The organism is Endozoicomonas gorgoniicola, assembly GCF_025562715.2.
Taxonomy (GTDB): Bacteria; Pseudomonadota; Gammaproteobacteria; order Pseudomonadales; family Endozoicomonadaceae; genus Endozoicomonas_A; species Endozoicomonas_A gorgoniicola.
The window spans coordinates 3,483,941-3,510,627 of the sequence record NZ_JAPFCC010000001.1 but is presented as its reverse complement, the minus strand read 5'-3'; the positions used below and the strand labels follow the sequence as shown (position 1 = coordinate 3,510,627).

22 protein-coding genes are annotated in these 26,687 nt (G+C 47.9%); 10 read left to right on the top strand and 12 right to left on the bottom strand.

The genetic code is table 11. The annotated features are described in order from the left end of the window. On the bottom strand, positions 1–993 hold the full coding sequence (locus NX722_RS16140; protein ID WP_262563592.1) for an IS30 family transposase: 993 nt from the start codon (positions 991–993) through the stop codon (positions 1–3). Between the two features lie 105 nt (positions 994–1,098). Here NX722_RS16140 and NX722_RS16135 point away from each other — a divergent pair, with 105 nt between their 5' ends. Then, entirely contained in the window at positions 1,099–1,905 is an 807-nt protein-coding gene (locus NX722_RS16135) for a protein kinase domain-containing protein (RefSeq protein WP_262563855.1), read from the top strand. A 113-nt stretch (positions 1,906–2,018) separates the two neighbouring features. Here the strand turns inward: NX722_RS16135 and NX722_RS16130 are convergent, their stop codons facing one another. From NX722_RS16130 to NX722_RS16105, 6 genes are all read right to left on the bottom strand, one after another. Further along, a complete protein-coding gene (locus NX722_RS16130; protein WP_262563854.1) occupies positions 2,019–2,498 on the bottom strand; it encodes a hypothetical protein in 480 nt (159 codons plus the stop codon). A gap of 113 nt (positions 2,499–2,611) precedes the next feature. Further along, a complete protein-coding gene (gene gatB, locus NX722_RS16125; protein WP_262563853.1) occupies positions 2,612–4,057 on the bottom strand; it encodes an Asp-tRNA(Asn)/Glu-tRNA(Gln) amidotransferase subunit GatB in 1,446 nt (481 codons plus the stop codon). A gap of 17 nt (positions 4,058–4,074) precedes the next feature. Then, entirely contained in the window at positions 4,075–5,526 is a 1,452-nt protein-coding gene (gene gatA, locus NX722_RS16120) for an Asp-tRNA(Asn)/Glu-tRNA(Gln) amidotransferase subunit GatA (protein ID WP_262563852.1), read from the bottom strand. A 107-nt stretch (positions 5,527–5,633) separates the two neighbouring features. After that, positions 5,634–5,921 carry an Asp-tRNA(Asn)/Glu-tRNA(Gln) amidotransferase subunit GatC gene (gene gatC / locus NX722_RS16115; protein ID WP_262563851.1) on the bottom strand — a complete coding sequence of 96 codons (288 nt, stop codon included), beginning with the start codon at positions 5,919–5,921 and terminating at the stop codon, positions 5,634–5,636. 624 nt (positions 5,922–6,545) lie between these two features. After that, entirely contained in the window at positions 6,546–7,889 is a 1,344-nt protein-coding gene (locus NX722_RS16110) for a serpin family protein (RefSeq protein ID WP_262563850.1), read from the bottom strand. A 235-nt stretch (positions 7,890–8,124) separates the two neighbouring features. Next, positions 8,125–9,267: a hypothetical protein gene (locus NX722_RS16105; protein WP_262563849.1), complete on the bottom strand. Its 1,143-nt coding sequence runs from the start codon at positions 9,265–9,267 to the stop codon at positions 8,125–8,127. Between the two features lie 513 nt (positions 9,268–9,780). On the opposite strand from NX722_RS16105, the gene NX722_RS16100 reads away from it, so the two are divergent. From NX722_RS16100 to NX722_RS16075, 6 genes are all read left to right on the top strand, one after another. Next, on the top strand, positions 9,781–10,818 hold the full coding sequence (locus tag NX722_RS16100; RefSeq protein WP_262563848.1) for a rod shape-determining protein: 1,038 nt from the start codon (positions 9,781–9,783) through the stop codon (positions 10,816–10,818). A 185-nt stretch (positions 10,819–11,003) separates the two neighbouring features. Beyond that, the gene (gene mreC / locus NX722_RS16095; RefSeq protein WP_322740977.1) at positions 11,004–11,912 is read left to right on the top strand and encodes a rod shape-determining protein MreC; all 909 of its coding nucleotides are present in this window, start codon (positions 11,004–11,006) and stop codon (positions 11,910–11,912) included. Beyond that, positions 11,909–12,397: a rod shape-determining protein MreD gene (gene mreD / locus NX722_RS16090; RefSeq protein ID WP_262563847.1), complete on the top strand. Its 489-nt coding sequence runs from the start codon at positions 11,909–11,911 to the stop codon at positions 12,395–12,397. The genes mreC and mreD overlap by 4 nt, the downstream gene beginning before the upstream one ends. A 22-nt stretch (positions 12,398–12,419) precedes the next feature. After that, a complete protein-coding gene (locus NX722_RS16085; RefSeq protein WP_262563846.1) occupies positions 12,420–13,007 on the top strand; it encodes a Maf family protein in 588 nt (195 codons plus the stop codon). Between the two features lie 79 nt (positions 13,008–13,086). After that, positions 13,087–14,559, top strand: a complete 1,473-nt coding sequence (gene rng, locus NX722_RS16080) for a ribonuclease G (RefSeq protein ID WP_262563845.1) — start codon at positions 13,087–13,089, stop codon at positions 14,557–14,559. Positions 14,560–14,676: 117 nt separating this feature from the next. Next, positions 14,677–18,567: a YhdP family protein gene (locus tag NX722_RS16075; protein ID WP_262563844.1), complete on the top strand. Its 3,891-nt coding sequence runs from the start codon at positions 14,677–14,679 to the stop codon at positions 18,565–18,567. A 139-nt stretch (positions 18,568–18,706) separates the two neighbouring features. Here NX722_RS16075 and NX722_RS16070 read toward each other — a convergent pair whose 3' ends face one another. Continuing rightward, positions 18,707–19,705, bottom strand: coding sequence for a hypothetical protein (locus NX722_RS16070; protein ID WP_262563843.1), 999 nt, complete (start codon positions 19,703–19,705; stop codon positions 18,707–18,709). Positions 19,706–19,860: 155 nt separating this feature from the next. On the opposite strand from NX722_RS16070, the gene tldD reads away from it, so the two are divergent. Further along, the gene (gene tldD / locus NX722_RS16065) at positions 19,861–21,300 is read left to right on the top strand and encodes a metalloprotease TldD (RefSeq protein ID WP_262563842.1); all 1,440 of its coding nucleotides are present in this window, start codon (positions 19,861–19,863) and stop codon (positions 21,298–21,300) included. A 105-nt stretch (positions 21,301–21,405) separates the two neighbouring features. Here tldD and NX722_RS16060 read toward each other — a convergent pair whose 3' ends face one another. From NX722_RS16060 to NX722_RS16045, 4 genes are all read right to left on the bottom strand, one after another. Further along, positions 21,406–22,158, bottom strand: a complete 753-nt coding sequence (locus NX722_RS16060) for a hypothetical protein (protein ID WP_262563841.1) — start codon at positions 22,156–22,158, stop codon at positions 21,406–21,408. An 84-nt stretch (positions 22,159–22,242) separates the two neighbouring features. Then, on the bottom strand, positions 22,243–22,878 hold the full coding sequence (locus NX722_RS16055; RefSeq protein WP_262563840.1) for an NUDIX hydrolase: 636 nt from the start codon (positions 22,876–22,878) through the stop codon (positions 22,243–22,245). A 3-nt stretch (positions 22,879–22,881) separates the two neighbouring features. Next, a complete protein-coding gene (locus NX722_RS16050; protein WP_262563839.1) occupies positions 22,882–23,925 on the bottom strand; it encodes an AI-2E family transporter in 1,044 nt (347 codons plus the stop codon). Positions 23,926–23,932: 7 nt separating this feature from the next. After that, the gene (locus tag NX722_RS16045; protein WP_262563838.1) at positions 23,933–24,088 is read right to left on the bottom strand and encodes a hypothetical protein; all 156 of its coding nucleotides are present in this window, start codon (positions 24,086–24,088) and stop codon (positions 23,933–23,935) included. Positions 24,089–24,353: 265 nt separating this feature from the next. Between NX722_RS16045 and NX722_RS16040 the strand changes: the two genes are divergently transcribed. Next, complete coding sequence (locus NX722_RS16040; protein WP_262563837.1) at positions 24,354–25,118, top strand: hypothetical protein; 765 nt, start codon at positions 24,354–24,356, stop codon at positions 25,116–25,118. A gap of 29 nt (positions 25,119–25,147) precedes the next feature. After that, positions 25,148–26,677, top strand: a complete 1,530-nt coding sequence (locus NX722_RS16035; RefSeq protein ID WP_262563836.1) for an HAL/PAL/TAL family ammonia-lyase — start codon at positions 25,148–25,150, stop codon at positions 26,675–26,677. Positions 26,678–26,687: the final 10 nt, after the last annotated feature.

Below are 26,687 nucleotides of genomic sequence, written 5' to 3'. Positions count from 1 at the left end.
TCAAGTCATAAGTGCATAACCCATGACTTTTCTTGCATCTATTCCAGTTGACTCTTTAAATGCCTCATAAGGAGTCTTGTAGCCCAGGCACTTTCTTGGCCTGTTGTTCAGCTTATCCACTGCAATGATGACATCTTTTTCTGTCACGCCATTAAGCTCCATCGACTTGGGGAAATACTGCCTTAGCAAACCATTAGCATTCTCATTCTGGCCTCTTTCCCAAGAATGGTAGGGGGCAGCAAAGTAGCTGTCACATTTTAAAGCTTTGGCAATTGATTCATGCTGAACAAACTCCTTTCCATTGTCGTATGTTATTGTCTTTACAAACCTTTTCAGAGGCTTGAGTACGTCAATTATTCCCTGTTTAACCGCTTTTGCCTTCTTGCCTGGTAGAGGGACAGCAAGGCGAAGCTTGGTTTTTCGTTCATCTAATGTAGCGATGGCTCCTTTATGATTTTTACCTATTACAGTATCAGCTTCCCAGTCACCAACTCGCTCTCTGTTGTTGACCACTTCGGGGCGTTCTTCAATGCCAACCCGATTTGGTATACCGGTTCGGTTATGAGCTGAACCGTATCGCTTTCGATAAGTTTTTTTCTGGTGCCTCAAGTGCTTATAGAGCGAGCCTCCGCGCCGTTTATCATCCGCTACAAATTGATAAATCGTCTCATGATGCAGCTTGATTACACCGTCCTTTTCAAGCCTTCCAGCCACTTGTTCAGGACTCCAATCTGAACGGATATCGTTTGAAATACGTTGTTTAATGTCGTCTGTCAGCTTAATAGCTTTTGGCTTATCTTTGTGCCGCTGCCGAGCTGTGCGATTAGCCTGTTGGTGCCTGTACCCTCTTTGCCCTTTATTGCGGTTTACTTCTCGCGACACGGTAGGCTGTGAACGGCCAAGCTTTTTAGCAATTTTGTTTTGTGAAGTCCCATTTTTGAGTTCAGTTTCGATATAATATCTCTCTTCAGAGCTCAGGTGTGTATAGGCCATCCTTGGCTTCCTCTGTATGGTTTGGTTGCTTTACAGAATACCCCTGAGTTCTGATTCACTTCAAAGGTTCTGAAACAATCCTCTGGTTACAGAGGTTATGCACTTATGATACGAATTCAGGGTGTACAGAAAAAGGTTGTTGCTAAAGTAAGGAAATCAGTTACAAACCAAACTGACGATCAACTCTTTGAAAGTCTATTTAAAGAAGTAAGGCAGCTTTTGCAGCTTGAACATAAGGGAATAGTGACGTTGATTGGCCATGAAAAAAACAGGACTGAAAAACTGGTTATACTCTATCTGGAATACCTGTCTCATAGCTTTAAAGAGCTTATACTGGACTCTCAGCCTTTTGAACGATTTCACTACCTTTTATCTGTTCGTGGATTTACCGATATGCTGATGTGCATTCTTGATGTGCTGGAGTACTTGCATGAGAGAAATATTCTCTATATTGATCTGAAAGGTTCGAACCTGATGTTTAATGAAGAGGGTGATTTGAAGTTTATTGATTTTGGTTCTCTGTTTGAAATAGAACCTGAATCAAAGCCCTCCGGTGCTATTCAGTGTTATCATCTGGCTCCAGAAATAAGAGCAGGAGGGGTAGTAACAAAAAGAGGGCAAATGTATGGTGTTGGCCTGTTAATGATTGAGGTTTTACTGAGTAAATATCTTGAAAACAGGAAAGACATTCAGTATCTCATTGAGTTGGCACGGGGAAGTCAGCAGCAGCCATTGCTACGAGGTTTTGTAATAAAATGGGGTGAATTTGCTGTTGAACAATACATTAAAATTTTGAAGGATGTGGCGTATCCCTGTTGTTGTATAAAGCCTGAAGACCGCCCATCTATTAAAGCAGTAAAGGAATGTCTGGAGGAGGTGATGGAAGATATCGATCTGTACGAACCTGATTGAGATAACGGATGTTCAGATGTTTATAAGCAACCAGAATACGAGAGTTCACTGGTTAAATGACCGAAAGTCGAGTCAGAGGATGATGAGCCTGAAGATAATTGAAATAAACATTCTCACTTTTTTGCAATGTATGAAATCATGCTTTTGGACTTGTGATTAAAATACAGATCATTAGCCATTCTAAAATATTCATCGTATTCAAAGGGGCTTAATAAATATCGGTTAGATAAATCCATGAAATCCAGTTTCCATGAATAAAGGGATGCGTAGCTGGCTAATGAGGTGAGTGAGGGGTAGGAAATTGAAAAGAAAATTATTAAACCATTCTTTTGAGAGAAAAAGTCAAGATTTTCATAAAAAAAGGGTTCCCGAAATAGTTTATCAGGTAAAGCTTCACATAAAATAAATTGGTACCGCTCAAACATTTCCATGTGCATAAGGCAGCTTATGGTGATGTCACCTAAGATACCGGGTTCCATTTCACTGCTGATATCCAGGGTATCGCAACCTAAATGCTCACCTGGATGCTGATGCCGGGAGCCACAGCCAATGACTAACTTGTTGCTGCAGGGTACCTTATTGAAAGTCAACATGATCAAGTTACCGTTATAAGAGACCGTTTACGCAATGGGGGGTGAATGATATTAATCTGAATAAGAGGGAAATAAACGATGCGCCTGTAAAAAAGCACATCGTTATAGCGGTTTTAGCTATCCAGCTTCTTCTTCAGAATCTGGTTAACCATTCCCGGGTTAGCCTTGCCTTTGGAAGCCTTCATTGCCTGCCCCACAAAGAAGCCGATCATCTTACCGCGCTTTTCAGGAGGTGCGGCACGATAGTTCTCGACCTGCTGGACATTGGCTGCCAGAACTTCATCGATCATGACTTCAATGGCACCGGTGTCGGTGACCTGCTTCAGACCTTTTTTCTCAATGACTTCGTCAGCGTCTTTGCCTTCACCGTTCCACAGGGCTTCAAACACCTTTTTGGCAATGTTGCCGGAAATCGTGTTGTCCTTGATACGGACGATCAGGCCTGCCAGCATCTCAGCAGTGACCGGGCTGTTAGCAATGGCGATTTCATTGGTGTTCAGGGATCGGGACACTTCACCCAGTACCCAGTTGGATGCCAGCCTGGCATCACTGCCTTTAGCGGCGGCTTCAAAGAAGTCGGCTGTCGCCTGATCGCCGGACAGGATATCTGCGTCTACATCACTCAGTCCAAACTCGCTGATAAAACGAGCCTTCTTCGCATCCGGCATTTCCGGCATGTCAGCCCGCAGTTTTTCCAGACGGCTGTCTTCAATTACTACTGGCAGCAGGTCCGGGCAGGGGAAGTAACGATAGTCATTGGCTTCTTCCTTGCTACGCATGGAGCGGGCTTCGCCGGTGTCACCGTTGTACAGGCGGGTTTCCTGAACGATTTTGCCACCATCTTCCAGCACATCTATCTGGCGTTCCACTTCTTTCAGAATCGCCGCTTCCATGAACTTGAAAGAGTTCAGGTTTTTGGTTTCGGTACGGGTACCGAATTCTTCCTGGCCTTTTGGACGAACAGAAACGTTAACGTCAAAACGCATGGAACCCTGGGACATGTTACCGTCACAGATGCCCAGCGTGGTGACGATGGAGTGCAGTTTTTTGGCAAAGGCTACGGCTTCTTCCGCATTGCGCAGATCAGGCTCGGTCACGATTTCGATCAGTGGCGTGCCTGCACGGTTCAGGTCGATACCGGACATACCGTGATAATCTTCGTGCAGACTTTTACCTGCGTCTTCTTCCAGATGCGCATGATGGATGCGAATGCTCTTGGTCGAGCCATCTTTCAGGGTGATGTCGACATGACCTGCACCAACGATAGGTTTGTCCAGCTGGGTGGTCTGGTAGCCTTTTGGCAGGTCCGGGTAGAAGTAGTTCTTACGCTCGAATACGTTGACACGGTTGATCTCTGCATCAACACCCAGACCAAATTTGAGGGCCATGTTAATGGCTTCTTCGTTCACGACAGGCAGTACACCCGGCAGACCCAGGTCAACGGCGCAGGCCTGGGTGTTTGGTTCAGCACCGAACGCCGTGGACGCGCCGGAGAAAATTTTGGTTTTGGTTGCGAGCTGTACGTGAATTTCCAGCCCGATCACTGTTTCCCATTGCATTGTATGTTACCTCAGTATCAGGCTTTAAAAGGACTGGCTTTGTGGAAGTCGGTGACTTGCTGGAAGCGGTGTGCAGCATTCAGCAGACGGCCTTCATCGAAATGGCGACCAATCATCTGCAGACCCACCGGACGGCCTTCAACGATACCTGCAGGTACCGACATACCCGGCAAACCTGCCAGGTTAACAGACAGTGTATAGATATCGGACAGGTACATGGCTACCGGGTCATCGCTCTTTTCGCCGATGTTGAACGCAGGCGTTGGAGCGTTTGGCCCCATAATGATGTCGCACTGTTCGAAGGCATTCATGAAATCGTCACGAATCATACGACGGATTTGCTGTGCCTTGCGGTAGTAAGCATCGTAATAACCGGCAGACAGGGCATAGGTGCCTACCAGAATACGACGTTTGACTTCTTCGCCAAAACCTTCGCTGCGGCTGCGCTTGTACATATCCATCAGGTCAGCCGGGTTTTCACAGCGATGACCAAAACGCGCACCGTCGAAACGGGACAGGTTGGTGGAAGCCTCTGCCGGGGCTATCACGTAATAGGATGGAATGGACAGCTCCAGGTTTGGCAGGCTGACTTCTTTTACTGTAGCGCCCAGTTTTTCGTATTCAGCAACGGCATCACGGATGCGCTGTTCAACCGCAGCGTCCAGTCCTGTGGAGAAGTACTCTTTTGGCAGGCCAATGGTCATGCCTTCCAGGGAGTCGTTCAGAGTGGCGGTGTAATCCGGTACTTCACGATCCATGCAGGTGGAATCGCGGTGATCAAAGCCTGCCATGGTATTCAGCATCAGGGCGCAGTCTTCAGCGGTCTTTGCCATTGGGCCTGCCTGGTCAAGGCTGGATGCGTAGGCGATCATGCCGTAACGGGATACACGACCATAGGTTGGTTTCAGACCGGTAATGCCACAGTGAGAAGCTGGCTGGCGAATGGAGCCGCCAGTGTCAGTACCGGTAGCGCCGGCTGCCAGACGGGCAGCTACACAGGCAGCTGAACCACCGGACGATCCGCCGGGAATAGCTTTGGTATCCCAGGGGTTTTTCACGGCTCCGTAATGGCTGTTTTCGTTGGAAGAACCCATGGCGAATTCGTCCATGTTGGTTTTACCCAGCATCACGGCACTGGCTTCCCTGAACTTGCGGGTCACGGTGGACTCGTAAGGGGCAACAAAGTTGTCCAGAATATTGGAGCCGCAGGTGGTTTTAACACCTTCGGTGCAGAAGAGGTCTTTATGAGCCAGCGGAATACCGGTCAGGGCAGAGGCATCACCAGCTGTACGACGCTCGTCGGCTTTTTTTGCCTGTGTCAGGGCCAGTTCTTCAGTGACTGTAATGAAGCTGTTGTAGTCGGCATCCAGCTGCTTAATGCGGTCCAGATAGCTCTGTGTCAGTTCGACACTGGAAATATCGCCAGCAGCTAATGCCTGGCTTTGTTCGGAAAGAGTTTTTTCGTACATGGTGTTTGTCAATCGCAAAGTGTCAGGACAAAAAGTGTCAGGACAGAGTGTTAGAACATCGTGTCAGGAGCTGGTCTGGTTGAGTCCGGCTATCAATGAATCAGCAATCATTCAATAACCCTGGGTACCAGGAACAGGCCGTCCTCGACCGAAGGCGCGCAGCTCTGCAGTTTTTCGCGATTATCAGGTTCGGTCACAACGTCTTCACGCAGACGCTGGGTTGCGTCCAGAGGGTGGGCCATAGGCTCTACGTTGTCGGTATTTACAGACTGCATCTGGTCCACCAGATCCAGAATTTTACTGATGGTGCCAGCGGTGGCTTCTACCTGGCTGTCATCAATAGACAGGCGTGCCAAATGGGCAACCTTCTGAATTTCAGAGGCATCAATAGCCATGGTGATCTCCGGAATCGGGTGCTTGAATTGGGGCAACGTATTTGCACTGACAGGCAGGCGTCAGTGCAAATACCAAAAATAATCGCTAAATGTATGGTCTATGGGGAGGAATCTCAAGGTGTTGGCGTGATTAAATTTAACAATACTTTTTCTGGTTTGCCAGATCGAAGCCGGAAAGTTGCTCATGTGGAAACCACCTGAGTCAATACCTATGCAAGGTTTATCGAATCCACGTAAAACCCCGTACTTTTAGTGCGGGGATGTAAGTGGGGCTTGCGTAGAGCAAGCCTATGCACTATTTTCTTCTTGTCTCTTGCAGACCTACCTCTGGGCTAGAGGAATGTTAAGCCTGCGGAGTTCGTGTGAGACTTGGGGAACATGGGTTGGCTCGTCACCGTAAAAGTTCCCACTGTGGAACTTTTATGCGATAACCAAGCTGTTCCCTGAGCAACGAACTGTGAAACAGGAACCTGTTAGGTGACTAACAGGAATCCCCGTCCTTCAGGGCGGGGAGGATGTCAAGTCAGTCTGCCCCAATCCCTTCGACGCCAGAACGCCGGTGACAAGCACAAGCCCGGAGTTATGATTCGAATTCTGCGCTCATCTCCTTTGCCCGAAAATCGTTTACTCCGGCTGAGGGTCATAAACTTGCCCAATAAAGATTATCCTGCCTGTTTCTTTGTGACGTAATATATAAAGATACGGATGGTCAAAAATGATCTCCTTCGGGTAGAATCTTGCAGACAAAAATGTAGCATACGACCTCGTAAAAGCCGCAGCTTCGGTTCCTTTTCGATCAACCCTTATGTGGCAATCCTGGGTAATACGACTTATGGAAAAAGGGCTTGGCGAACTTGCGACCATCCCCCCCCAATTTGCAGCTCCTGGTGTGAACAAACTAGACAGGCCTGACTGATCCAGTGGAGCATTTAAACTGACCTTGGATTGGGACGAAAAAGATGGCATCTCAACATGAAGTTTTTCTACAGTCTGGAACGATGAGAACAGCCCAATTATTATTTCTGGTGATACCTCATTGGGCATGGTGTCATTCGGAGGTAAGACAAAAACCATCTCATAATCCCCCTGATAAGGAATGGCAGCAGCACGCCAGAATTCGTAATAAGCATATCTGCCATTCTCAATGTTCCGCTCCATAGAGTCTATCAAATGCACCCGCTCACCATTAGCCAAAGTAAACTCTAAGTTCAGGTTTCTATCAAATTCATCTTCCCAGTCCCCCGAAAAGTAGACCGCATTCATAAATAATACCGACTGATTTTCTTTCCAGTCTGAAGCTGAGCAGGGAGATGGAATCATCCCCCGGGTGACTCTGCAGAAATATTCATTAAGCTTACCAGCTAATTTTTTCAGAGCAGGAGTATTCGAGAAATCAATACCGTCATGAAGAACAGTATTGTCCTGCTGCTCAAGCGCGTTTCGATAGCTTTCCCTAATACCAAGCTCAGAAGATACCACTACAGCATTTGCCGATAAGTAAACAGCCCCTTCCCCGTCTGCCGCTGTCGCGCCCTGCTCCTCTGCCAGATTAGCGACCGCCCCTTGCCCGGAAGCGGAATCATCCTCTCCTGTCAAATACCTGCTAAGTTCTGACCTGGTTTCACCGGCAGACGCTCCAAATATCAGTAACAGCGTTCGAAACACGCTATCAGGGGAAAGTACAAAATTAACTTGCAATTGCGCGGCCTGAACGAATAGTCGTAAAGCCTGATTCTGGATGTGCTCAAGTAAAGACTGGGAAGGCACTTCCTGATGATCGGGTTCTGAATTACATAACGGACAGTCGGGAAAGTCTTCATCATTATAATTTGCCTGACAGTTCGGACACTCTTTATTGACAGAATAAACCTGCAAAGGGAAACACAATAAACAAACGGAAAAAAACAGGACAGAAAACATTCCGGATTGAATAAGCTTATCAATAACTCTTTTAGTTAACAGCTTCATTTAACACCTCAGATTTGATGTTATGTGATGTCGAAGTCCAGTCTAGACAACAAAAAAGAGGCAAGACAATAATAAACAGAAAATGAACTTTTTTGGTTTTCCAGACCCGGGGGCTTTTTTGGAAAAACACTACAAATCATGGTTCCCTGTCTTCGTAGGGATTTCGGAGGGATGAAGGTTCAGAGTTTATTCCGCACCTTTACACCTTTTTGCAACATTGCGTGATTAACAGACCTTAAAGTTCGGTATGTTTGTTTTTTAGTTTGTCCAGGTTCATTTTGCCCGGATCAAAACCTACGTCCCGGTTAGTTTTGATGACGTTGTATATGCCCTCATGGTGGGCTTTCGATTGTAGCACCTCTAACAGATCATCAAAGTCAACCTCTGCCATAAGCGGTTTCTTTTCTGTGCCATGGAAGTAACCATTCTCATCTGTATTTTTACGGACATATTCGAAGTAGGCATCTCTGATAACTTTAAAAGACTCGATGGCAAAATTGGCAACTTTCTGATTCTCTACCCAATCCTTCTTATCAAATCTATTGTTTGAATTTATGCGCTCGACTACTTTGTAGTTTTCATAACCAATAAACCAGACAAAAGTTTTAAAGTTGCGGTATGAGCTGTTCTTACCCGACTCCAGTTCTGCTATGGGAATATACAGGTCAGGATATCTTTTCCTTGCCTGGAAAAGGGCATGTTGTGATGAAATGAAATTTGGTATATCGAACCTTTCACCCGGTGAGTTCGCTCCGACATGTTTGTCCAGAATAGCCACCATTTCACCTATATTGGTAAAAAAATTCCTTTGAATATTGATTAATACATCGACATCTGAGTAGTGTAGTGATCCCTTTATATCATCTGCGTAGGTGCCTGGTACGTCGCCACTACTGATAGCTACAGACTGCTCCGGGTAGTCCAGGGTATAGGTCAAGACCGGAAATAAGAAGTAAATCCCGGCTTTATTCAGATCCGATATCAAACCCTGCTTATCTTTTGACTGATAATCATCAGTTAGCTTCTTAATGTAACCAATAAGTTTTTTATGTTCATTAGTTCGAAATATCTTTGCTTCATAGTATTTGCCAGAGATCTGTCCGCGATAGCTGAGGTTAAACGTTAGCCGATTATGAGGCTTCCAATAGGTCGAGTCAGGCTCGTGCTTGAGTCTTCTTCTTTGGTATGACATTTCTGAACAGAAATTTTCTTTTTGAAAATCATCCATAACACTGTTCGTTATGTACCCATTGCAGCTGCTTTTGAAATCTTCGTCGCTTATATCATTGGCAAAGGATATGGGATTTTCTGGTATCAATGGTGAAGCAACAGCATAAAATCCTGCAAACAGAAGGATAAAAGATAGTTTCGTTGTCACTGACTCGGTCCTTTTCGGTAGAAATAGAGATATTTTCAGATAACCCCTTAGAATTGGAAAAGCAAAAAAAGTTCATTTTTTTGCTAAAACCCTTCTGAAATAAGCCCTTCAACGAAGAAATTGGTCAGGCTGACATAAACGTTTTGTAACTATTGACCCAAGTGGTTTTCACATGAGCAACTTTCCGGTAACTTTTACCTTAGGAGTCTATCGGACTTAAGTCCGATAGACTCCTAAGACAGGGTTAATTAACTATGCCTTTGGTTTTTGGTGATCGGATACGGCGAATTATCCAGTGGTTCCCGGAGAGTGTGTATATCCTCCTGAGTCCGTTCCACTGTGCAGGTGCGCTTCATGCTACTGGCTGTTTTCTATACAAAACCAGACTGATTTATGAGATAAATACCCTGTCAGAACAAAGAAGTGCTAGGATTTGATGCTTGCTCTGAATATCATGCGTTGATAGAGTTTGCGCCATTTTAAAGAAAGCCTTGAGTCAAGGTAACTCACAAGATGCTGAAAAGGTTACGGGGTCTGTTTTCCAGCGATTTGTCGATCGACTTGGGAACCGCCAATACACTGGTCTATGTCCGTGAAAAGGGCATTGTCCTGAATGAGCCATCGGTTGTGGCCATTCGCAATCTGGGATCGCAAAAGAGTGTGGTAGCGGTTGGTGCTGACGCCAAGCGCATGCTGGGTCGTACACCAGGCAATATCACAGCGATTCGTCCTATGAAAGACGGCGTTATCGCCGACTTTGACGTGTGTGAACGAATGCTCCAGCACTTTATCAATAAGGTGCATGAGAACAGTTTTATTCAACCAAGCCCACGGGTTCTCGTGTGCGTGCCGTGTAAATCTACCAAGGTTGAACGACGGGCTATCCGCGAATCCGTTATGGGTGCCGGAGCCCGTGAGGTATACCTGATCGAGGAGCCAATGGCGGCAGCCATCGGTGCTGGTATGCCCGTTGAAGAAGCCAGCGGTTCCATGGTGGTGGATATCGGTGGTGGTACCACTGAAATCGCTATTATCTCCCTGAGCGGTGTTGTTTATTCCGAGTCTATCCGTCTTGGTGGTGACCGCTTTGACGATGCCATTGTGACTTATGTTCGTCGCAATTATGGCAGCCTGATTGGTGACGCCACGGCAGAACGCATCAAGCAGGAAATTGCGATTGCTTACCCAAGTGATGAACTGCTGGAAATTGATGTGCGTGGTCGCAATCTGGCAGAAGGTATTCCGCGCAGCTTCACGCTGAACAGTGCTGAAATTCTGGATGCACTGCAGGAGTCCCTCAGTGCTATTGTTCAGGCGGTCAAGAGTGCTCTGGAGCAGTCTCCACCGGAACTGGCTTCAGACATTGCAGAACGTGGCATGGTGTTGACCGGAGGTGGCGCACTGCTGCGCGACCTGGACAAGCTGATCAGTGAAGAGACAGGGCTGCCGGTTCTGATTGCTGAAGACCCTCTGACCTGCGTGGCCCGTGGTGGTGGCCGTGCGCTGGAAATGATGGATAAGCATCGTATGGATCTGCTGTCTACTGACTGATGGCGACTCCACAATCGGAGTGGGTTTCCCATCCGAAGCTGTTGGAAGCCTGAATGGCTGTCCAGCCTGCGACAGGTCAAACAGGATTGCTTGTTTGGCCTTTTCGCGTTTAACGGAGTTAAGGAAAAATAGTGCGTTAATGGCATGATGCCTTTCATGCTTTTGATGATAAAAGGAGCACTTTTATCAAACCGATATTCAGCCAACAACAATCACTGGCAACGCGCTTTGTACTGCTGACGCTCCTGTCTCTGGGGCTATTGTTTGTTGATCACAGTTTTAATTATTTATCCGTTGTCCGTAACTGGATGACGGCCGCTGCAACACCGGTTCAGTTTCTTGCAGATATCCCTTCCCGGGTCTGGGGCGTGGCCGATGAAATTGTGACTTCCCGCAGTGACCTGATGGAAGATAACGCCCGTCTCAAAGCCAAAACCCTGATTCTGGAACAGAAGGTCCAGAAGCTGGCCAGCCTGACGGCACAGAATATTCGCCTGCGCGAGTTGCTGAATTCCTCCGAACTGGTGGATGAACAGGTGCTGGTGGCTGAGATCGTCGGGGTGGACCCGGACCCTTTCAGGCATATAGTTACCATCAATAAAGGCTCTTTAAACGACGTGTTTGAAGGGCAGGCGATTGTTGATGCCCATGGTGTTATGGGGCAGGTAATTGAAGTCACACCGCTGAGCAGTCGGGTGGTTCTGGTAACCGATAACTCCAGCCGGATACCGGTACAGGTCAACCGGACGGGCTACAGGGCTGTTGCCGCTGGCACAGGGCTGCCGGACTCCATGGAGTTGATGCATATTCCTGATACTGCAGATATACGGGAAGGAGACCTGTTAACCAGTTCCGGGCTTGGGCAGCGTTATCCTGCCGGCTACCCCCTGGGCAAAGTCCGCAAGGTCACCCATAACCCCGGTGATGCGTTTGCCAGCGTAGAAATTCAGCTGCTGGCAGAAGTGAATCGCAGCCGTTTTGTTCTGCTGGTGTTCCGTACTCCCCATGAGTCAATACCAGGCCAGTCGGTGGAAGAAGCGCCAGAGGAAAATACCGGGCAAACGACCGGCGAGCAGCAGGGAGAAGGTTCATGAGTGTACAGAGAGCCAATGCTCACTGGGTGGTGTGGGTTAGCCTGCTGATGGCATATGTGTTGAGCATATTGCCGATGCCTGCCTGGTTATCCATTGCCCGGCCAGCGTGGATTCCCATGGTGATTTTATATTGGATCATGGCGCTGCCGGAACGCTTTGGTCTGTTGTTCGCCTTTCTGACCGGCATCGTTCTTGATGTTTTTCTGGGAACGTATTTTGGGCAGAGTTCTATGGGACTGCTACTGGTGGCCGTCATCGGGCTGGGTCTGCATCGGCGGCTGCGAATGTTCCCCTGGTGGCAACAAGCGTTCATGGTGTTGGTTATCATCGGGCTATACCAGATGCTCAACCTGTGGATGCGAGTCCTGCTCGGTGGAACGCCTCCCTCTTTATGGTACCTGCTGCCTTCGGTCAGCAGTGCGGCCTTATGGCCCTGGGTGTCCGGGGTGTTGAGATTTCTGCGGCGTTACTTTCGTGTAATTTGAGCGTGTAATTTGAGCGTGCAATATGATTTATCTGGCCTCCCAGTCCCCAAGGCGACAGGAATTACTGCAACAGATTGGCATACCCTTTCAGCAGCTGGTGTCTGAAATTGATGAAACCCCCGGGGGCGATGAAGCCCCGGGGGATTATGTTTGCCGCATGGCAGGGGAAAAAGCCCGGGCCGGATGGGTGGAGGTGCAGGCCAGAGGTTTGCCGGAAATACCCCTGCTGGCGGCCGATACCTCCGTTGTCATGGGATCGAAAATACTCGGTAAACCCAATAATCCTGAACAGGCCTGTGATATGCTGTTGTCATTAAGTGGAAACTGTCACGCAGTGATGACGGCCATAGCGGTAACCAATGGGCATAAGACCATCGTTCGACTTTCTACCACTCAGGTGCAGATGACACCTTTCGACCGGCTACGGGCTGAAGCCTATGTCGCCACGGGTGAGCCTGCAGATAAGGCAGGTGCATACGGTATTCAGGGGTACGGAGCTATCCTGGTTGAATCGATTCGAGGCAGCTATTCAGGTGTAGTAGGGCTTCCACTACAGGAAACCGCAGACGTTTTAAGCGAATTTGGCATCACTCCCTGGCATTCCCTGTAATGTTTTTTATTGGTTTTGATTTTTCTGGTATCGGTACAGCGTTGGATGTGTACTGCCATGCCAGCTTAAGGGGAAGGGAATGAGTGAAGAAATTCTGATGAATATCACGCCGATGGAATCGCGGGTGGCGCTGGTAGAAAATGGAGTCCTTCAGGAAATCTATATAGAGCGAGCCCGCAGTCGCGGTATTGTGGGCAATATCTATAAAGGCAAGGTTGTCAGGGTTTTGCCCGGTATGCAGGCGGCTTTTGTGGATATCGGTCTGGAGCGGGCTGCGTTTATTCATGCCAGTGAGATTGCGCCACGCAACAGTGACAGGACCGACGAACAGGTGGAGCGCCCCATTGGTGAACTGGTGCATGAAGGTCAGTCGCTGGTGGTGCAGGTGACCAAAGACCCTCTGGGTACCAAGGGAGCGCGCCTGACGACCCATATTTCCATTCCGGCACGCTATCTTGTGTTGATGCCACAGAACAACCATGTGGGCATTTCCCTGCGTATTGAAGACGCCGATGAACGCGAACGCCTGCGGCAGCTGGTAGAAAAATGTATTGAGCAGGAAAACTGTCAGGACAAGGGTGGCTTTATTCTGCGTACCGCTGCTGAAGGCATTGGTGAAAAGGAAGTGATGGCCGATATCCAGTTTCTGCACCGGCTGTGGGACACCACGCTGGAAACCATCAAAGCAAGCCGCGCGCCAGCGGTTATTTACGAAGACCTGCCGCTTTCCCTGCGCACATTGCGTGACCTGGTGGATCCAGACATTGAAAAAATTCGAATTGATTCCAAAGCAACCTTCACTAAAGTCCACAAGTTTGTGAAAAAACTGGTCCCCCAGGTGGATGGACGGGTTGAGTATTATCCGGGCGAACGTCCTATCTTTGACCTGTTCGGGGTAGAAGATGAGATTAATAAGGCATTGAGCCGCAAGGTTCAGCTGAAGTCCGGTGGCTACCTGATTATTGACCAGACCGAAGCGATGACGACGATTGATGTGAACACGGGTGCATTTGTCGGTCATCGCAATCTGGAAGAGACGATTTTCAAGACCAACCTTGAAGCCTCCGTTGCCATTGCCCGCCAACTGCGCCTTCGCAACCTGGGTGGAATTATCATCATCGATTTTATCGATATGGACCACCAGGAACATCAGCGTCAGGTTCAGCGCTCCTTTGAAAAGTCTCTGGAGAAAGATCATGCGAAAACCAACATTACCGGAGTCAGCGAGCTTGGGCTGGTGGAAATGACCCGCAAACGCACCCGGGAGTCTCTGGAAAACGTACTGTGTGAAACCTGCTCAACCTGTGATGGCAAGGGTAGCCTGAAAACGGCAGAAACCGTGTGTTACGAAGTTTTCAGGGAGATTCTCCGGGCGGTTCGTGCCTATGACAGTAAAAGCTACACGGTGCTGGCTTCTGAAAAAGTGGTGGATCGCCTGCTGGATGAAGAGTCCAGCAATGTGGCTGACCTTGAAGAGTTTATTGAAAAAACTATTCGTTTCCAGGTTGAGCCTATGTACAGTCAGGAACAGTTTGATGTCATTCTTGTCTGAATTAGATAAATAAAGCGTACTGGGCCGATGTCAGGTTTATCTATGTCGATATCGGCCACACATTTTTGAGTGTATGAAAGAAAGACAAAGAATGAACTACGACAGGTTTTATAGTTGATGCTATCCCTTCTGAAACCTGTTTTACGCTGGAGTTTGAGGCTTAGTCTGGCTGGCTTGCTGTTACTGGCTCTGCTGGCGCTTGGTGTGCGCGTCAGTTTTAGCCTGTTGCCCCTGTTTCATGAGCGCGTTGTCAGTTACCTGAATGATCAGCTGGATACCGATTTTGTTATTGATGTTCTCGAACCCGAATGGGACGGCATTAACCCGACATTGACACTGCGAGGCTTACGTTTACAGGGACATGAAGCCGACCGACCGGCTTTTCTGGTCGAACGGTTGAATGTGGAACTGAACACCGTGGCGTCCTTTCTCAATTTCACCCCGATTGCAGATCACCTGGAAGCCAGTGCCATCAGTGTTGTGCTGGAAGGTGATGCTGGAAAACACTGGTCGCTGTTTGGCATCAGGCAACTGGAAGAAGAGCAGGAGCCGTCCAGATTCTTCGACCTCCAGACGACGATGCACTGGCTCAGCATGCAGGGCTATGTCGACCTGACCAATATTAAGCTGGAGTTGCTCCCTTACGGTCAGGCACCGGTAGTATTTGACACTCATCACCTGTCATTAAGTGAAAAGTCCGGGCAGAAGCAACTGGAGTGGCTGCTAAAGATAGGTGAGGGTTCGGTTGAGTTTACGGCTTATGGCAATGGAACCAATCGCTGGAATTCTGACTGGTCAGGTGCGCTGGCTGTTAAGGATGCAGACCTTTCCAGGCTTTGCCTGCTGACCGACGATTGTAGCCAGTATGGGCTGCTGGATGCCCGATTGGACGCTGACAGCCAGTGGCGTTTTCAGACCGGTCACTGGCAGGTTGATGGCGATCTGGCGTTAACGAACCTGTTTTATGGCACAGATGGGCAACTCTCTACAGTTCCGGCTTCTTTCAGTACAGAGCTAAAGGCAATGGGTTACAGCCAGGGACAGGTGGTTTCGGACTGGAGTACAGAGTTTAATAATACCCGCGTGACTCAGGGTGAGAATCAGGTATTGATTAAGAACGCTGAAGTTCGTGGTCATCATCAGGGTGAAACGACCATCAATCTTGCCGTCAAAACGCTTGACCTGGTACCGGTTAAACATCTGGCACTTGAATCTGGACTACTGCCTGAATCAGCGGCTGACCTGGTCAGTACTCTGGACCCTTCGGGAACGCTTCGGGATATTACGATTCGTTATCTGCCTGACCGGGACCCTCTGGCAGACGGCTCCATCGTCACTAAAGCCAGACTGGGCAATGTCGCTGTGGGTGCCTGGGAAGGTGCGCCATCGGCGGGCAATGTGTCTGGTTGGCTGCACATGAATACCCTGAGTGGCTATTTTGATCTGGAAACCAAAGATTTCAAACTTGGGTTTCCTGAGCTGTTTCATGACGGGTGGACCTTTTATTCAGCCAAAGCCAGGCTCTACTGGGATGTTGTGGACGACATCTATCGTTTGAAGAGTGATGATATCTCGGTGGTCGGCGACGAAGGCTCGTTGAATGGCAAAATGTTGCTGGACATACCTTTTGGTCGTAAGGCGAACGAGCCTAACTATCTGGATATTGATATAGGTATTGCCGATGGTGATGCCCGGTTTGCTAAAAAATACCTGCCTGTACATATACTCGACAAAGACCTGTCAGAGTGGCTGGAAACCGCCATCGTCGGTGCAACTATCCATCAGGGTGGTTTCAGCATGGAAGGCCCGCTGGACAGCGATTCAGAAGAACCTTTGTTATGGAACCTGTTTTTCGATGTTGAAGAAGGTGAGTTTGTCTATGATCCGGACTGGCCTGCTGTCACTGATTTGAAGGGACGGATATTTGTTGATGACGATGAAGTCCTGATTGAGGCAGAGCGTGGCAAAACCTTTGATACGACGCTGGAGCAGGCAAAAGTATCGCTCGACCTGAACGATAAGCTGATGACACTGCATTTAGACAGCAAGGTTCAGGGACCGGGTAAAGATATTATACGGCTTCTGACTGAAACACCGCTGGCGGAATACGCCGATGATAGCGCCAGGGGCTGGGCAATGGATGGTGACTTTTCAGGTCATTTCAATCTTGCTTTACCCATCGAGGATGTTGAAAAGGTCAGTGTTCAGATCGGTCTGGAAACCAGTAATGGTTACTTTGCGACAAGATCTCCGGATGTGCAGCTTGACCAGATTCGTGGTGCATTCTCGTATGATTTACAAAACGGCCTTCAGGCGGATCAGATAGAAGCCCGATTCCTGGGGAACAAAGTCAGCGGCTCTATTGCTTCAACCATTGATTATCGGGGCAATGAAACCATGGAGCTGAACTGGCAAGGGAAGATGGCTACCGATTCCCTGCAGAGCTGGCTGGAACTGGACTTTCTCAGCCTGCTGGAAGGCGCTGCTGATTACACTGGCAGCCTGATACTGCAAAATTCCGGAGACCTGCAGGCACAACTCTCTATTCAGAGTGACCTCGAAGGTCTGGAAATTGAGTTGCCAGCGCCTCTGGGTATTGCTGCACAAGACAAGAACCCTATGGATATCAGGTTGAATGTCTTCAGGGACCGAAATGAGTTATTTGCCCGGCTGGGTGATGTAGGACAAGCCCGTTTTCTGTTTGATCCGGAGTTTGACTTCAAAGCCGCTGCGGTTCATCTGGGCAAAGACGGTGCTTTACCAGTAATAGAGCCGGATAAAATTCTGGTATCGGGCTCTATTCCAGAACTGGATATTGGTCCATGGTTTGACATTTTTGATGGGCAGCCACCCGGTGAAGACGAGCTTAATCTGTTGTCCCAGGTGGAAATGGATAATGTCAAAATCGATAAACTCATTTATGACGAATATTCCTGGGATGACTTACTGCTCAGGGTCAAACCGGGCGCAAATTATACTGAGGTTACCGTAAACAGTGAACCTGTTGACGGGCAATTATTAATCCCTAGTCGTCCATCTCTGCCCTTTACGCTGGACTTGAACCGTTTGCACCTTCCTGAACTGTCCGAACAGGAGGAAGGGAAAGAGCAAGAGGAAGAGGAAAACTGGTTGACCAGTATCGACCCCAGAGAGCTACCTTCAGCGATTGTCAGAATTGATTCGCTGAAAGTCGGGCCTCGTGATTTAGGTGATTTGTCGTTTATTATACAGCCGGCACCAGACGGTAAGCGTATCAGCGATATAAAGTCTCGCATTGAAGGCAATAACTTTACCGGAACCGTGGACTGGCTCTACATTAATGGTCAGCATCAGACCCGATATCAGGGATCGCTGCGGGGCAAGCATATAGATAAACTGCAAGAGTCGTTTGGGTTGCCGGTTTTGGTGGAAGCTAAAGACACCCGGATTGAAGCCTCGCTTGAGTGGCAGGGGTCTCCTCTTGAGGTCAATATGAGTACCCTTAACGGTTCTTTAAAACTGCGCCATAAAAACGGCATCCTGAAACAGCTGGAAGGTGGCGCGGGAGGGGCGCTTAAGGTCTTTGGTATCTTTAATACTGAAACGTTGCAGCGGAGGTTAATGCTGGATTTTTCTGACCTTTACTCATCCGGTGTGAGCTTCGATACGGTAACAGGGCTGCTGGACTTTGATAATGGTATCATTACCTTTAAAGACCCCCTGCTCGTTGAAGGTCCGTCATCGGATTTCAAGCTGGATGGTTTGGTCAACATGAGGGATGAAGTTATGGACCTCAACCTGGTGGTGACACTGCCGGTGACTTCAAACCTGCCTGTTCTCAGTGTGTTGTTTGGAACGGCTCCTCAGGTGGCGGGTGTCATCTACCTGGTGGACAAATTGCTTGGACGGCAGGTTGACCAGTTAGCCAGTATTCGTTATCGGATTACCGGCAGTTTTGATGAGCCTTCGGTTACCCTGAACCAGCTATTCTCCGGTAATGCTAAAAAGTCGGGTTCCGGAGATCTATAAAACGACGAATACCGTATGAATGTGTTCGGTATTTTCTCTGGAAGTCTTGTTTGTGTACATCCCTGTAGGCAGGTGCTTTGTACTATATTGTCGTCAACGATATTGTCGTCAACTATATTGTCGTCAACTCTTTCGTGGGCTAAAAAATCCCGGAACTTCCCGTAAAAGTCGATCTTATAACAGGTATTAGTACTTCATTGTTGATAGCTGGCCCTGGCCCTGGTGCTGGTATTGGCTCTAGTGGTGGTATTGGCTCTTGTCGACGAACTTCAGTGGCTGCTCCATCCCCAATTACTCTGACGTTTTGCAATCCTATAGCGGCATGCAAACGACTATTGTCAAATATCAGCTCGATGGGGGCGCGATCATGTGAGGTGTGTTCATTATTTATGACTCTTTCTACGTCTTCATGACTTGTTAATGGGTACCTTGTCACGATCAAACGATACTCATAACTGGGGGGCCTGTAATAACATCGCGCTATCTGTTCCTCAGAGGCTTCGATGAAGGTCTGGGCTCCTGACTTTCGTCTTCTGTTTAAAATTACACCCATTTCAAATGAAGGCTCGGTTGCCCCGACCGGTGCAGCACCAAGGTTGACATACACGGAGTTCTTTACATCGTCATGAACTCTGTCGAAAATTAAACCGCTATCGGCATGTTCAATATGCTTATGCATTGGGAATATATTAAAGGTAGTGAGCTGCATGTGCATTGACATAAGCGGCGCAAACTCCTCATACGGGTGATCGCGGTCAGCGACGCTGGCAGGTCTGAGGCTTAAGGCATACGATAAAACATGCAGCAGATTGGTTATTTGGTTTTCAGGAATAAGGTTATTGGCGTCGTATGAGTCATCTGCTACGGTTCCTCGAACCACAAAGTTATTATAATGTTCTCCAGAGTCAGGTGAATAGCCGTTATCGGTATCGCTGTCGCTGTCGTTGTCGCTGTCGTTGTCGGTATCGTTGCCGCTATCATTGCCGCTATCATCTGATGGCTTCAGCGGGGTTGTAAACCATCGAAACTCTTCCTCAGCACTGTGGGATGGAAATGAAACCAGAACACAGACCAGAAACATGATGTAAGCAAAAAAACAGCGGCGTCTTAATATCATGATCAATTCCCAGGCAGTCATGATCGGAAAATGCCTGCAAAGTATGTACGGCAAATTATCGAGAGCCTGTTCAATGAGGCATTCCCCGGACGGAAGAAGTTTAGTGCCTGAAGGTCGCTTTTCAAGGTAGAATTAGCAGTACTATAAAACCTACTCATAACCAGCCTGAGCAATCTATGACTGATATTCTTTCACAGGCGCAGAATCACCTGCTGGCGCCAGCCAATATTGAAGCCAGAGATCTGTCCCGGGTGCTGGACAGTATTCTTGGGCACACTGTTGATGCTGCCGATCTCTACTTTCAGTCCACCCGCCATGAAGCCTGGGTTCTGGAAGACAGCATTGTTAAAGAGGGCAGCTTTAATGTTGATGGCGGCGTGGGTGTACGGGCCATCAGCGGTGAAAAAACCGGCTTTGCCTATTCCAATGAAATTGTAGTGCCTGCCCTGGAGCAGGCAGCCAGTGCTGCTCGCAGCATTGCCCGACAAGGGCAACAGCAACAGGTTCAGGCCTGGGGACGTAGCCAGCCGCTGGCACTTTATCCTGCCGCGAACCCGCTGGATTCCATGACCCGGGAAGACAAGGTGGCTTTGCTGAAAGCAGTTGACCAGGAAGCCCGGGCAATGGACAGCCGTGTTAAACAGGTGACCGTGAGTCTGGCGGGAGTCCATGAAGTGGTGATGGTAGCTGCATCCGATGGCACTCTGGCTGGCGATATTCGCCCGCTGGTACGGTTGAACGTTAGTGTTATTGCCGAACATGAAGGGCGTATCGAAAGAGGCTCCGCCGGTGGTGGTGGCCGGGGTGACTATCAGCAGTTTCTGCTGGATGGTACTGCTAAAGGTTTTGCCCGTGAAGCCGTGCGTCAGGCTCTGGTGAACCTGGAAGCGGTTCACGCTCCGGCAGGCAGTATGCCGGTGGTACTGGCTGCTGGCTGGTCGGGTGTTCTGTTGCATGAAGCGGTAGGGCATGGCCTTGAAGGCGACTTTAACCGTAAAGGCAGTTCTTCCTACGCTGGTCGTATTGGTGAACGGGTGGCTTCGCCCCTGTGTACCATTGTCGATGACGGTACCCTGAGTGGTCGTCGTGGTTCACTGAACATGGATGATGAAGGGGTTCCTACCGAAAGTACGGTACTGATTGAGAACGGCATTCTTAAGGGCTACATGCAGGATAAGCTCAACGCCCGGCTGATGGGTGTTGCTCCTACAGGTAATGGACGTCGGGAGTCTTATTCACATCTGCCAATGCCCAGAATGACTAACACTTACATGCTGGCAGGGGCCCATGACCCTGATGAAATTATCGCCAGTGTAGACCGGGGCATCTATGTCAGTAATATGGGCGGCGGACAGGTGGATATCACCTCTGGTAAATTCGTCTTCTCAACCAGTGAAGCCTACCTGATTGAAAAGGGTAAAATAACCACACCGGTGAAAGGTGCCACGCTGATCGGTAACGGACCCGATGTTATGAATCAGGTTTCCATGGTGGGTAACAATCTGGAGCTGGATACAGGTATTGGTGTCTGTGGCAAAGATGGACAGTCGGTGCCTGTTGGGGTGGGGCAACCAACCCTGAAGATTGATGACATTACGGTGGGTGGTACTGCCTGATTCATAAGAGGCAGCTGAGCGCCAATATGCTCAGCTGCCTCTTATGAGGATGGGGATGTCAGATAACTCCCGGCTGATTTTTGCTAATGAAAATGAAGTATGATGTTACTGTAGAGCTTGTGTTTCTAATCTTGTATACCTGAAGCTGTCAGGATCTCTGGAAGAGTCAAGACCAGGAAGCTCAAAACGGTTCTCAGAGGGATGCCATTCGACGTTTTGATGAACTTGTACAGTGTAACTCAAGCGAATATCAAGATCTCTTTCGGTGGTGTGGATTCCTGACTCACGGAGACTCTGTAATACTGTGGGTAGTAAATCCGGATTATGATTAAAAGACATATAATAACTTGATGTATCAACTGGTAAAGCCCCTGTTTCATATAATCCCTGAAAGCCTTGTTGAGTGAATTGCTGCATTGGATGATGTGGAGGTATAGCAAGCGCTAATCTCTGTCTTATCATAATATCCAGAATCAGGAAATGCCTGTTATCCCTTGTATGTATAAGGAACCCAGTATCTCCATTGTGAAACCTTATGGCCTCAATCGTATAAATTTTAGGTATAACAGCAAACGTGAATTTGCTACCTCTGGCACGAACAGTCAAGGTTTTTCCCTGATACTTTAATGCAACTGATGATGCAGCTGATTCAGCGTCTTCTTTTGCTTTGTTCGCAAGAATGGCAGCTGGTACATAGCCATCAAATTTAATTAAAATTTTCTTGAATTCATTAGGGTCATCATATTCAATTTGAGTCTCATCAATCCGCCTAAAGCCTGCCCACAATTCAGTCTGCCAAAGCAGCAGAAAAATAAGCAGCACCTTTATGGTGTTTTTATTAAAATTTTTGTTTTTCAAGAAGCCCACCTTATTAAAATATTACAGGTGGGCTTCAGGATAGATGAAATTTATTTAAAAGCTTGTCAGTTTTAACGCTGCTTTTTAGTCAAATTCTGTTGGCAGTTCCGGGTGCTCTTTATGCCTTACCATCAGGGCAACATCTTCAGCAATGGTTCTGCCCTGAGAGAGGGGCGGCAGCTGTTTAACATCGAAAAAATCAATCTCGGAAATTTCGATGTTTTCTTTTGGCTCTCCGCCCTGAAGTTCACAGAGAAACAGCAGTTTCAGAAGATGGTGGGCATTGCGTGGATGATAGGGGTGGCGATGGGTATCCCGTACGGCAGCCAGCTTCACCGCTTTGACGATATACCCGGACTCTTCCAGAGTTTCCCGCTCAGCACCCTGGGCGGGTGATTCGCAGACATCTGCCCAACCTCCGGGCAATGCCCAGCAACCATCGGAACGTTCTCTCACCAGAAGAATTTTGTCGTCTTTGAACACGCCAGCCCGTATATCCAGCTTGGGGGTGGTGTAACCATTTTCTCCGACAAAGTATTGATCAACTTTAGACCTGGGGGCACCACTGAGGTGAGCTGTCATATCATGGGCGATTGTTTGTAGCTGGTGGTAGCGTTCGATATCAAAATGCCCATCAGCATAAGCCAGCCCGTTCTGGGCAATGGCTCTCAGTTGTTCTACCCAGTCAAGCCATTGCTGTTCCTGATGATCCTGCTGCATAGCTTATGCCTCTTGAAGATTACTTATATCGTCACCCGCCCCCAGTAATTGTGCAAGGCCATTGTGGTGAGACGACTCCAACAGAATTTTTATACACATGGTCAGAGGGACAGAGAGTAGCATACCAATGGGCCCCAACAGCCAGCCCCAGAATACCAGTGACAGAAAAACGACCAGGGATGACAGCCCAAGCCCTTTGCCCAGAACCCTCGGCTCCACAAGGTTGCCGATCACCATATTGATAGCGACATAACCGGCTGCGACCAGCGCAGCGTCGCCGGGGCTCTGTTGCAGCAGGGTGATAAGGATGCCCGGTATGGCGGCGATTATAGAACCAATATTGGGAATGAAGTTAAGAAAAAATGCCACCAGTCCGGCCAGCACGTAGAATTGAACCCCTTTCATCTGCAACATTACTGCCACGGACAGACCGGTGATGGCACTGAGGATGGACTTCAGAACCACATAACGATTGACGCTGGAAACAAAACGTTCAACATCCAGAAGTTGCCGCTCCGGGTCGGGCAGCGCACGCTGAAGTTTGCCTTGCAGCAGAGGCACCTCGAACAGCATGAATACTACGGTCAGTAAGATCACCACGACGTAACTGGTGACACTGCTCATGCGGGAAAAAAGCGAGGTGGCAAGATTAAACAGCCACTGAGTATCAAGGGTATTAAACAGAGTGCTGAAATCCACAGTGATGCCTCTTTTCAGCAACGACCCCTGAAAACGCGTGATCATTTCCAGCAGGTCCTGACGATAACCCGGCAGAACTCTGGAAAACTCCTGGGCAGCATGACCTGCCATTCCCATCAGTGACGCACAGAGCAGCACCAGCAGTGAAATCACCAGCAAAACTCCCAGAGCTCTTGGCAGATACAGTCTTTCCAGTCCGCTGATAACAGGATTTAGCATCATCGAAATAAAGTAAGCCAGCAACAGCGGTGAAATAATATCGCTGCTGAGGCGGATGCCCGCAAGAATAACGACCACTGCGGCAATGGTTAGCAAAGCTTGTGTAGACTGGCTGTGTGTAAGCGTCATAAGTGAATCAGTGTTTAATAGGTGATGGCAGAAGCGCATCATCGCTTAAAGCGATGAATTTGCCAATGCTTTTAGGCTGAGAGATCAGAATTGACTGACGGGTTGCGGCTGTTGCACCAGTTGACGCCGACTGCTCTTGTTTTACATGAACATAGTCGTTCATTTAGTGATGAGATGCTGGAACAGACCGCTACTACAAAAGTGAACCAGTGAAGAACTCTTTATCTGGTATTTAACTGGAAATTTGCTTTTCTGTGACTGGTCTTATTATGGATTTTGATGAGTAACAAGAAAGTTAGCGGACTCAAAAATATCTACTATATTGTTCTTATGATTTAAGTAGCGTTGTGAATATAAACTTTCTATCGGTTATCTTCCTTATCAGCAAATTCAACTAAAAAGTTTAATAAGCTTGAGGATAAGAAATCATGTCTTTTGGTCTGTTAAGGTCTTCGATATTTTCATTACTTTTGATTCTGGCGGCTCTTGATGCTTCAGGAAATGAAATCGAAATTGGATTAACATCAGGTTCTTTTCGACTTCTCTTGTCAATAGCGCCCATTTTTCTTGTATGTGACAATATTATAATAGGCTTTTTAAATGAAAGTTCAGATAGTAAAGACATCTTGTTATCAGGTGGACGTTTGTATGAGCAGAGTCTGGCGGAACAGGTTTTCTCTAAAAAACGTTTTGATTTATCTACAATAACCGCCAATACTAAAGCCTTATCTTTAAAGGCTTCTTTTTTGAATGACGTACAATCTTCTTTCAATCAGCAACCAGTTGTCAGCATTTTCATTACCACAAGCGATTCAGTATTGAATTGTAACGGACGCAGGAATAGAGATGATGATGATGATGATGAAGATGATGATGAACCTCCAATAAAGAAGTTTAGGCATGACTTATATATAAACTTGAATGAAGAAGATTACTATAAGCGACTACGATCTGCTTTTTCTGCAGGGTTGCTCAATACGAAAGAAGCAATGACCGCATTTATGGAAGCCAATAAGGATATTCCAATAGTTTACATTGCGAGATTCAGGTGCATTCTGGGGGAACAAAAGAATAGAGGTAATGGGTGTGCAGTTACAGGTACTCCTCTCTTAAGAGCGCTTCTTGGTTCGGAAGAGTCTGATGAGTCTGAGTCTGAGTCTGAAGAATCTGATGATGGTTATTGTACAAGTTAAGAAGAATCGATTTAGCTGGTGGTGATACTGTGATTATTATTGATGGCACACCTTTGAGTATTGAGGCTGTTGAACAGATTGCTAAAGGCGAAGAAACACTGAACCTGAGCTCTGACGAACAGTTCATTTCACGCATAGAGAGAGGCAGGGTACTTTTTGGTCAGCTTCTCTCTGATGGGCAGTTCGTTTACGGAGTCAATACCGGACTAGGCGATTCTTGTAACGAGCTTGTACCTGTGCATCTTTTCAATGACCTGCCAGTGCATCTGTATACTTATCATGGCTGTGGCATGGGTGCCTTTTTTGACGCCCAAACAGCTCGCTCGATCCTTACTGTGTTGATGGTCTCCTTGTCATACGGCCATTCTGCAGTGCGTATGGAGGTGTTGGAAAAAATAGAGTGTTTGCTCAATAGTGGTGTTGTACCCCTAATCCCGGAAGAAGGCTCTGTTGGTGCCAGTGGTGACTTAACCCCTATGTCTTATGTGGCAGCCGTGCTTTGTGGTGAAAGAGAGGTTATTTATGATGGGGAAATAAAAAAGACAACAGACGTTTTTCAGGCGTTGGGCATAACGCCCCTGATTCTTTCGACTAAAGAGTCTCTTGCCATAATGAATGGCACCGCTGTTATGACAGGGCTTGCCTGCATGGCTTTTCAGCGAGCCAGCTACCTGTCGAGGTTATCAGCCATGTTGAGTGCTATGGCTCTTCTGGTCACCTTGGGCAATGCTCATCATTTTGATGATTTCCTGTTTCAGATCAAACCTCATCCGGGGCAGCGGAAAGTAGCCCGGTGGCTGCGCAATGACCTCAGATGTGGTGTGCCTGAAAAAAATCTCAATCGCCTTCAGGATCGGTATTCCATTCGATGTGCTCCCCATGTCATTGGTACACTGGAAGATACTCTTCCCTGGCTCAGACAGTTGATTGAAACAGAGCTTAATAGCGTTTGTGATAACCCTGTCGTATCTCTTGATACGGGAGAATTGTTTAATGGCGGAAATTTTTACGGAGGTCATATTGCTCTGGCGATGGACACTCTGAAAAGTGTAATGGCGAATATTGCTGATTTACTGGATCGGCAGGTTGCACAAATGGTTGACCCCAAGTTGAATCATGGGTTGCCCGCAAACCTCAAAGGCGCTCAAGGTGAACGTGCTGCTGTTAATCACGGATTTAAGGCCGTTCAGATCGCTGTTTCAGCCTGGACCGCTGAGGCTCTCAAACAAACCATGCCAGCCAGCGCGTTTTCCCGCTCAACGGAATGCCACAATCAGGATAAGGTTAGTATGGGAACGATTGCTGCGCGGGACTGCCTGAGAGTTTTACAGCTGACCGAGCAAGTGGCCAGTGCCTCTCTTCTTGTATGCTGTCAGGGTTTGGAGCTGAGGTTTCGCCAGAAAGAGTTATCTCTGGAGCAAATCAGCCCGGATATTCAGGGTGTCCTTGAGTCAGTCCGTACTGTAAGTCCTTTTTTAGAGGAAGACCGGGCTCTCGATGGAGAGCTTCATGCGGTGCTGACTTTTATTAAGAACCGACATTGGAGTTTGCCTGCGTAAAATGAACGCC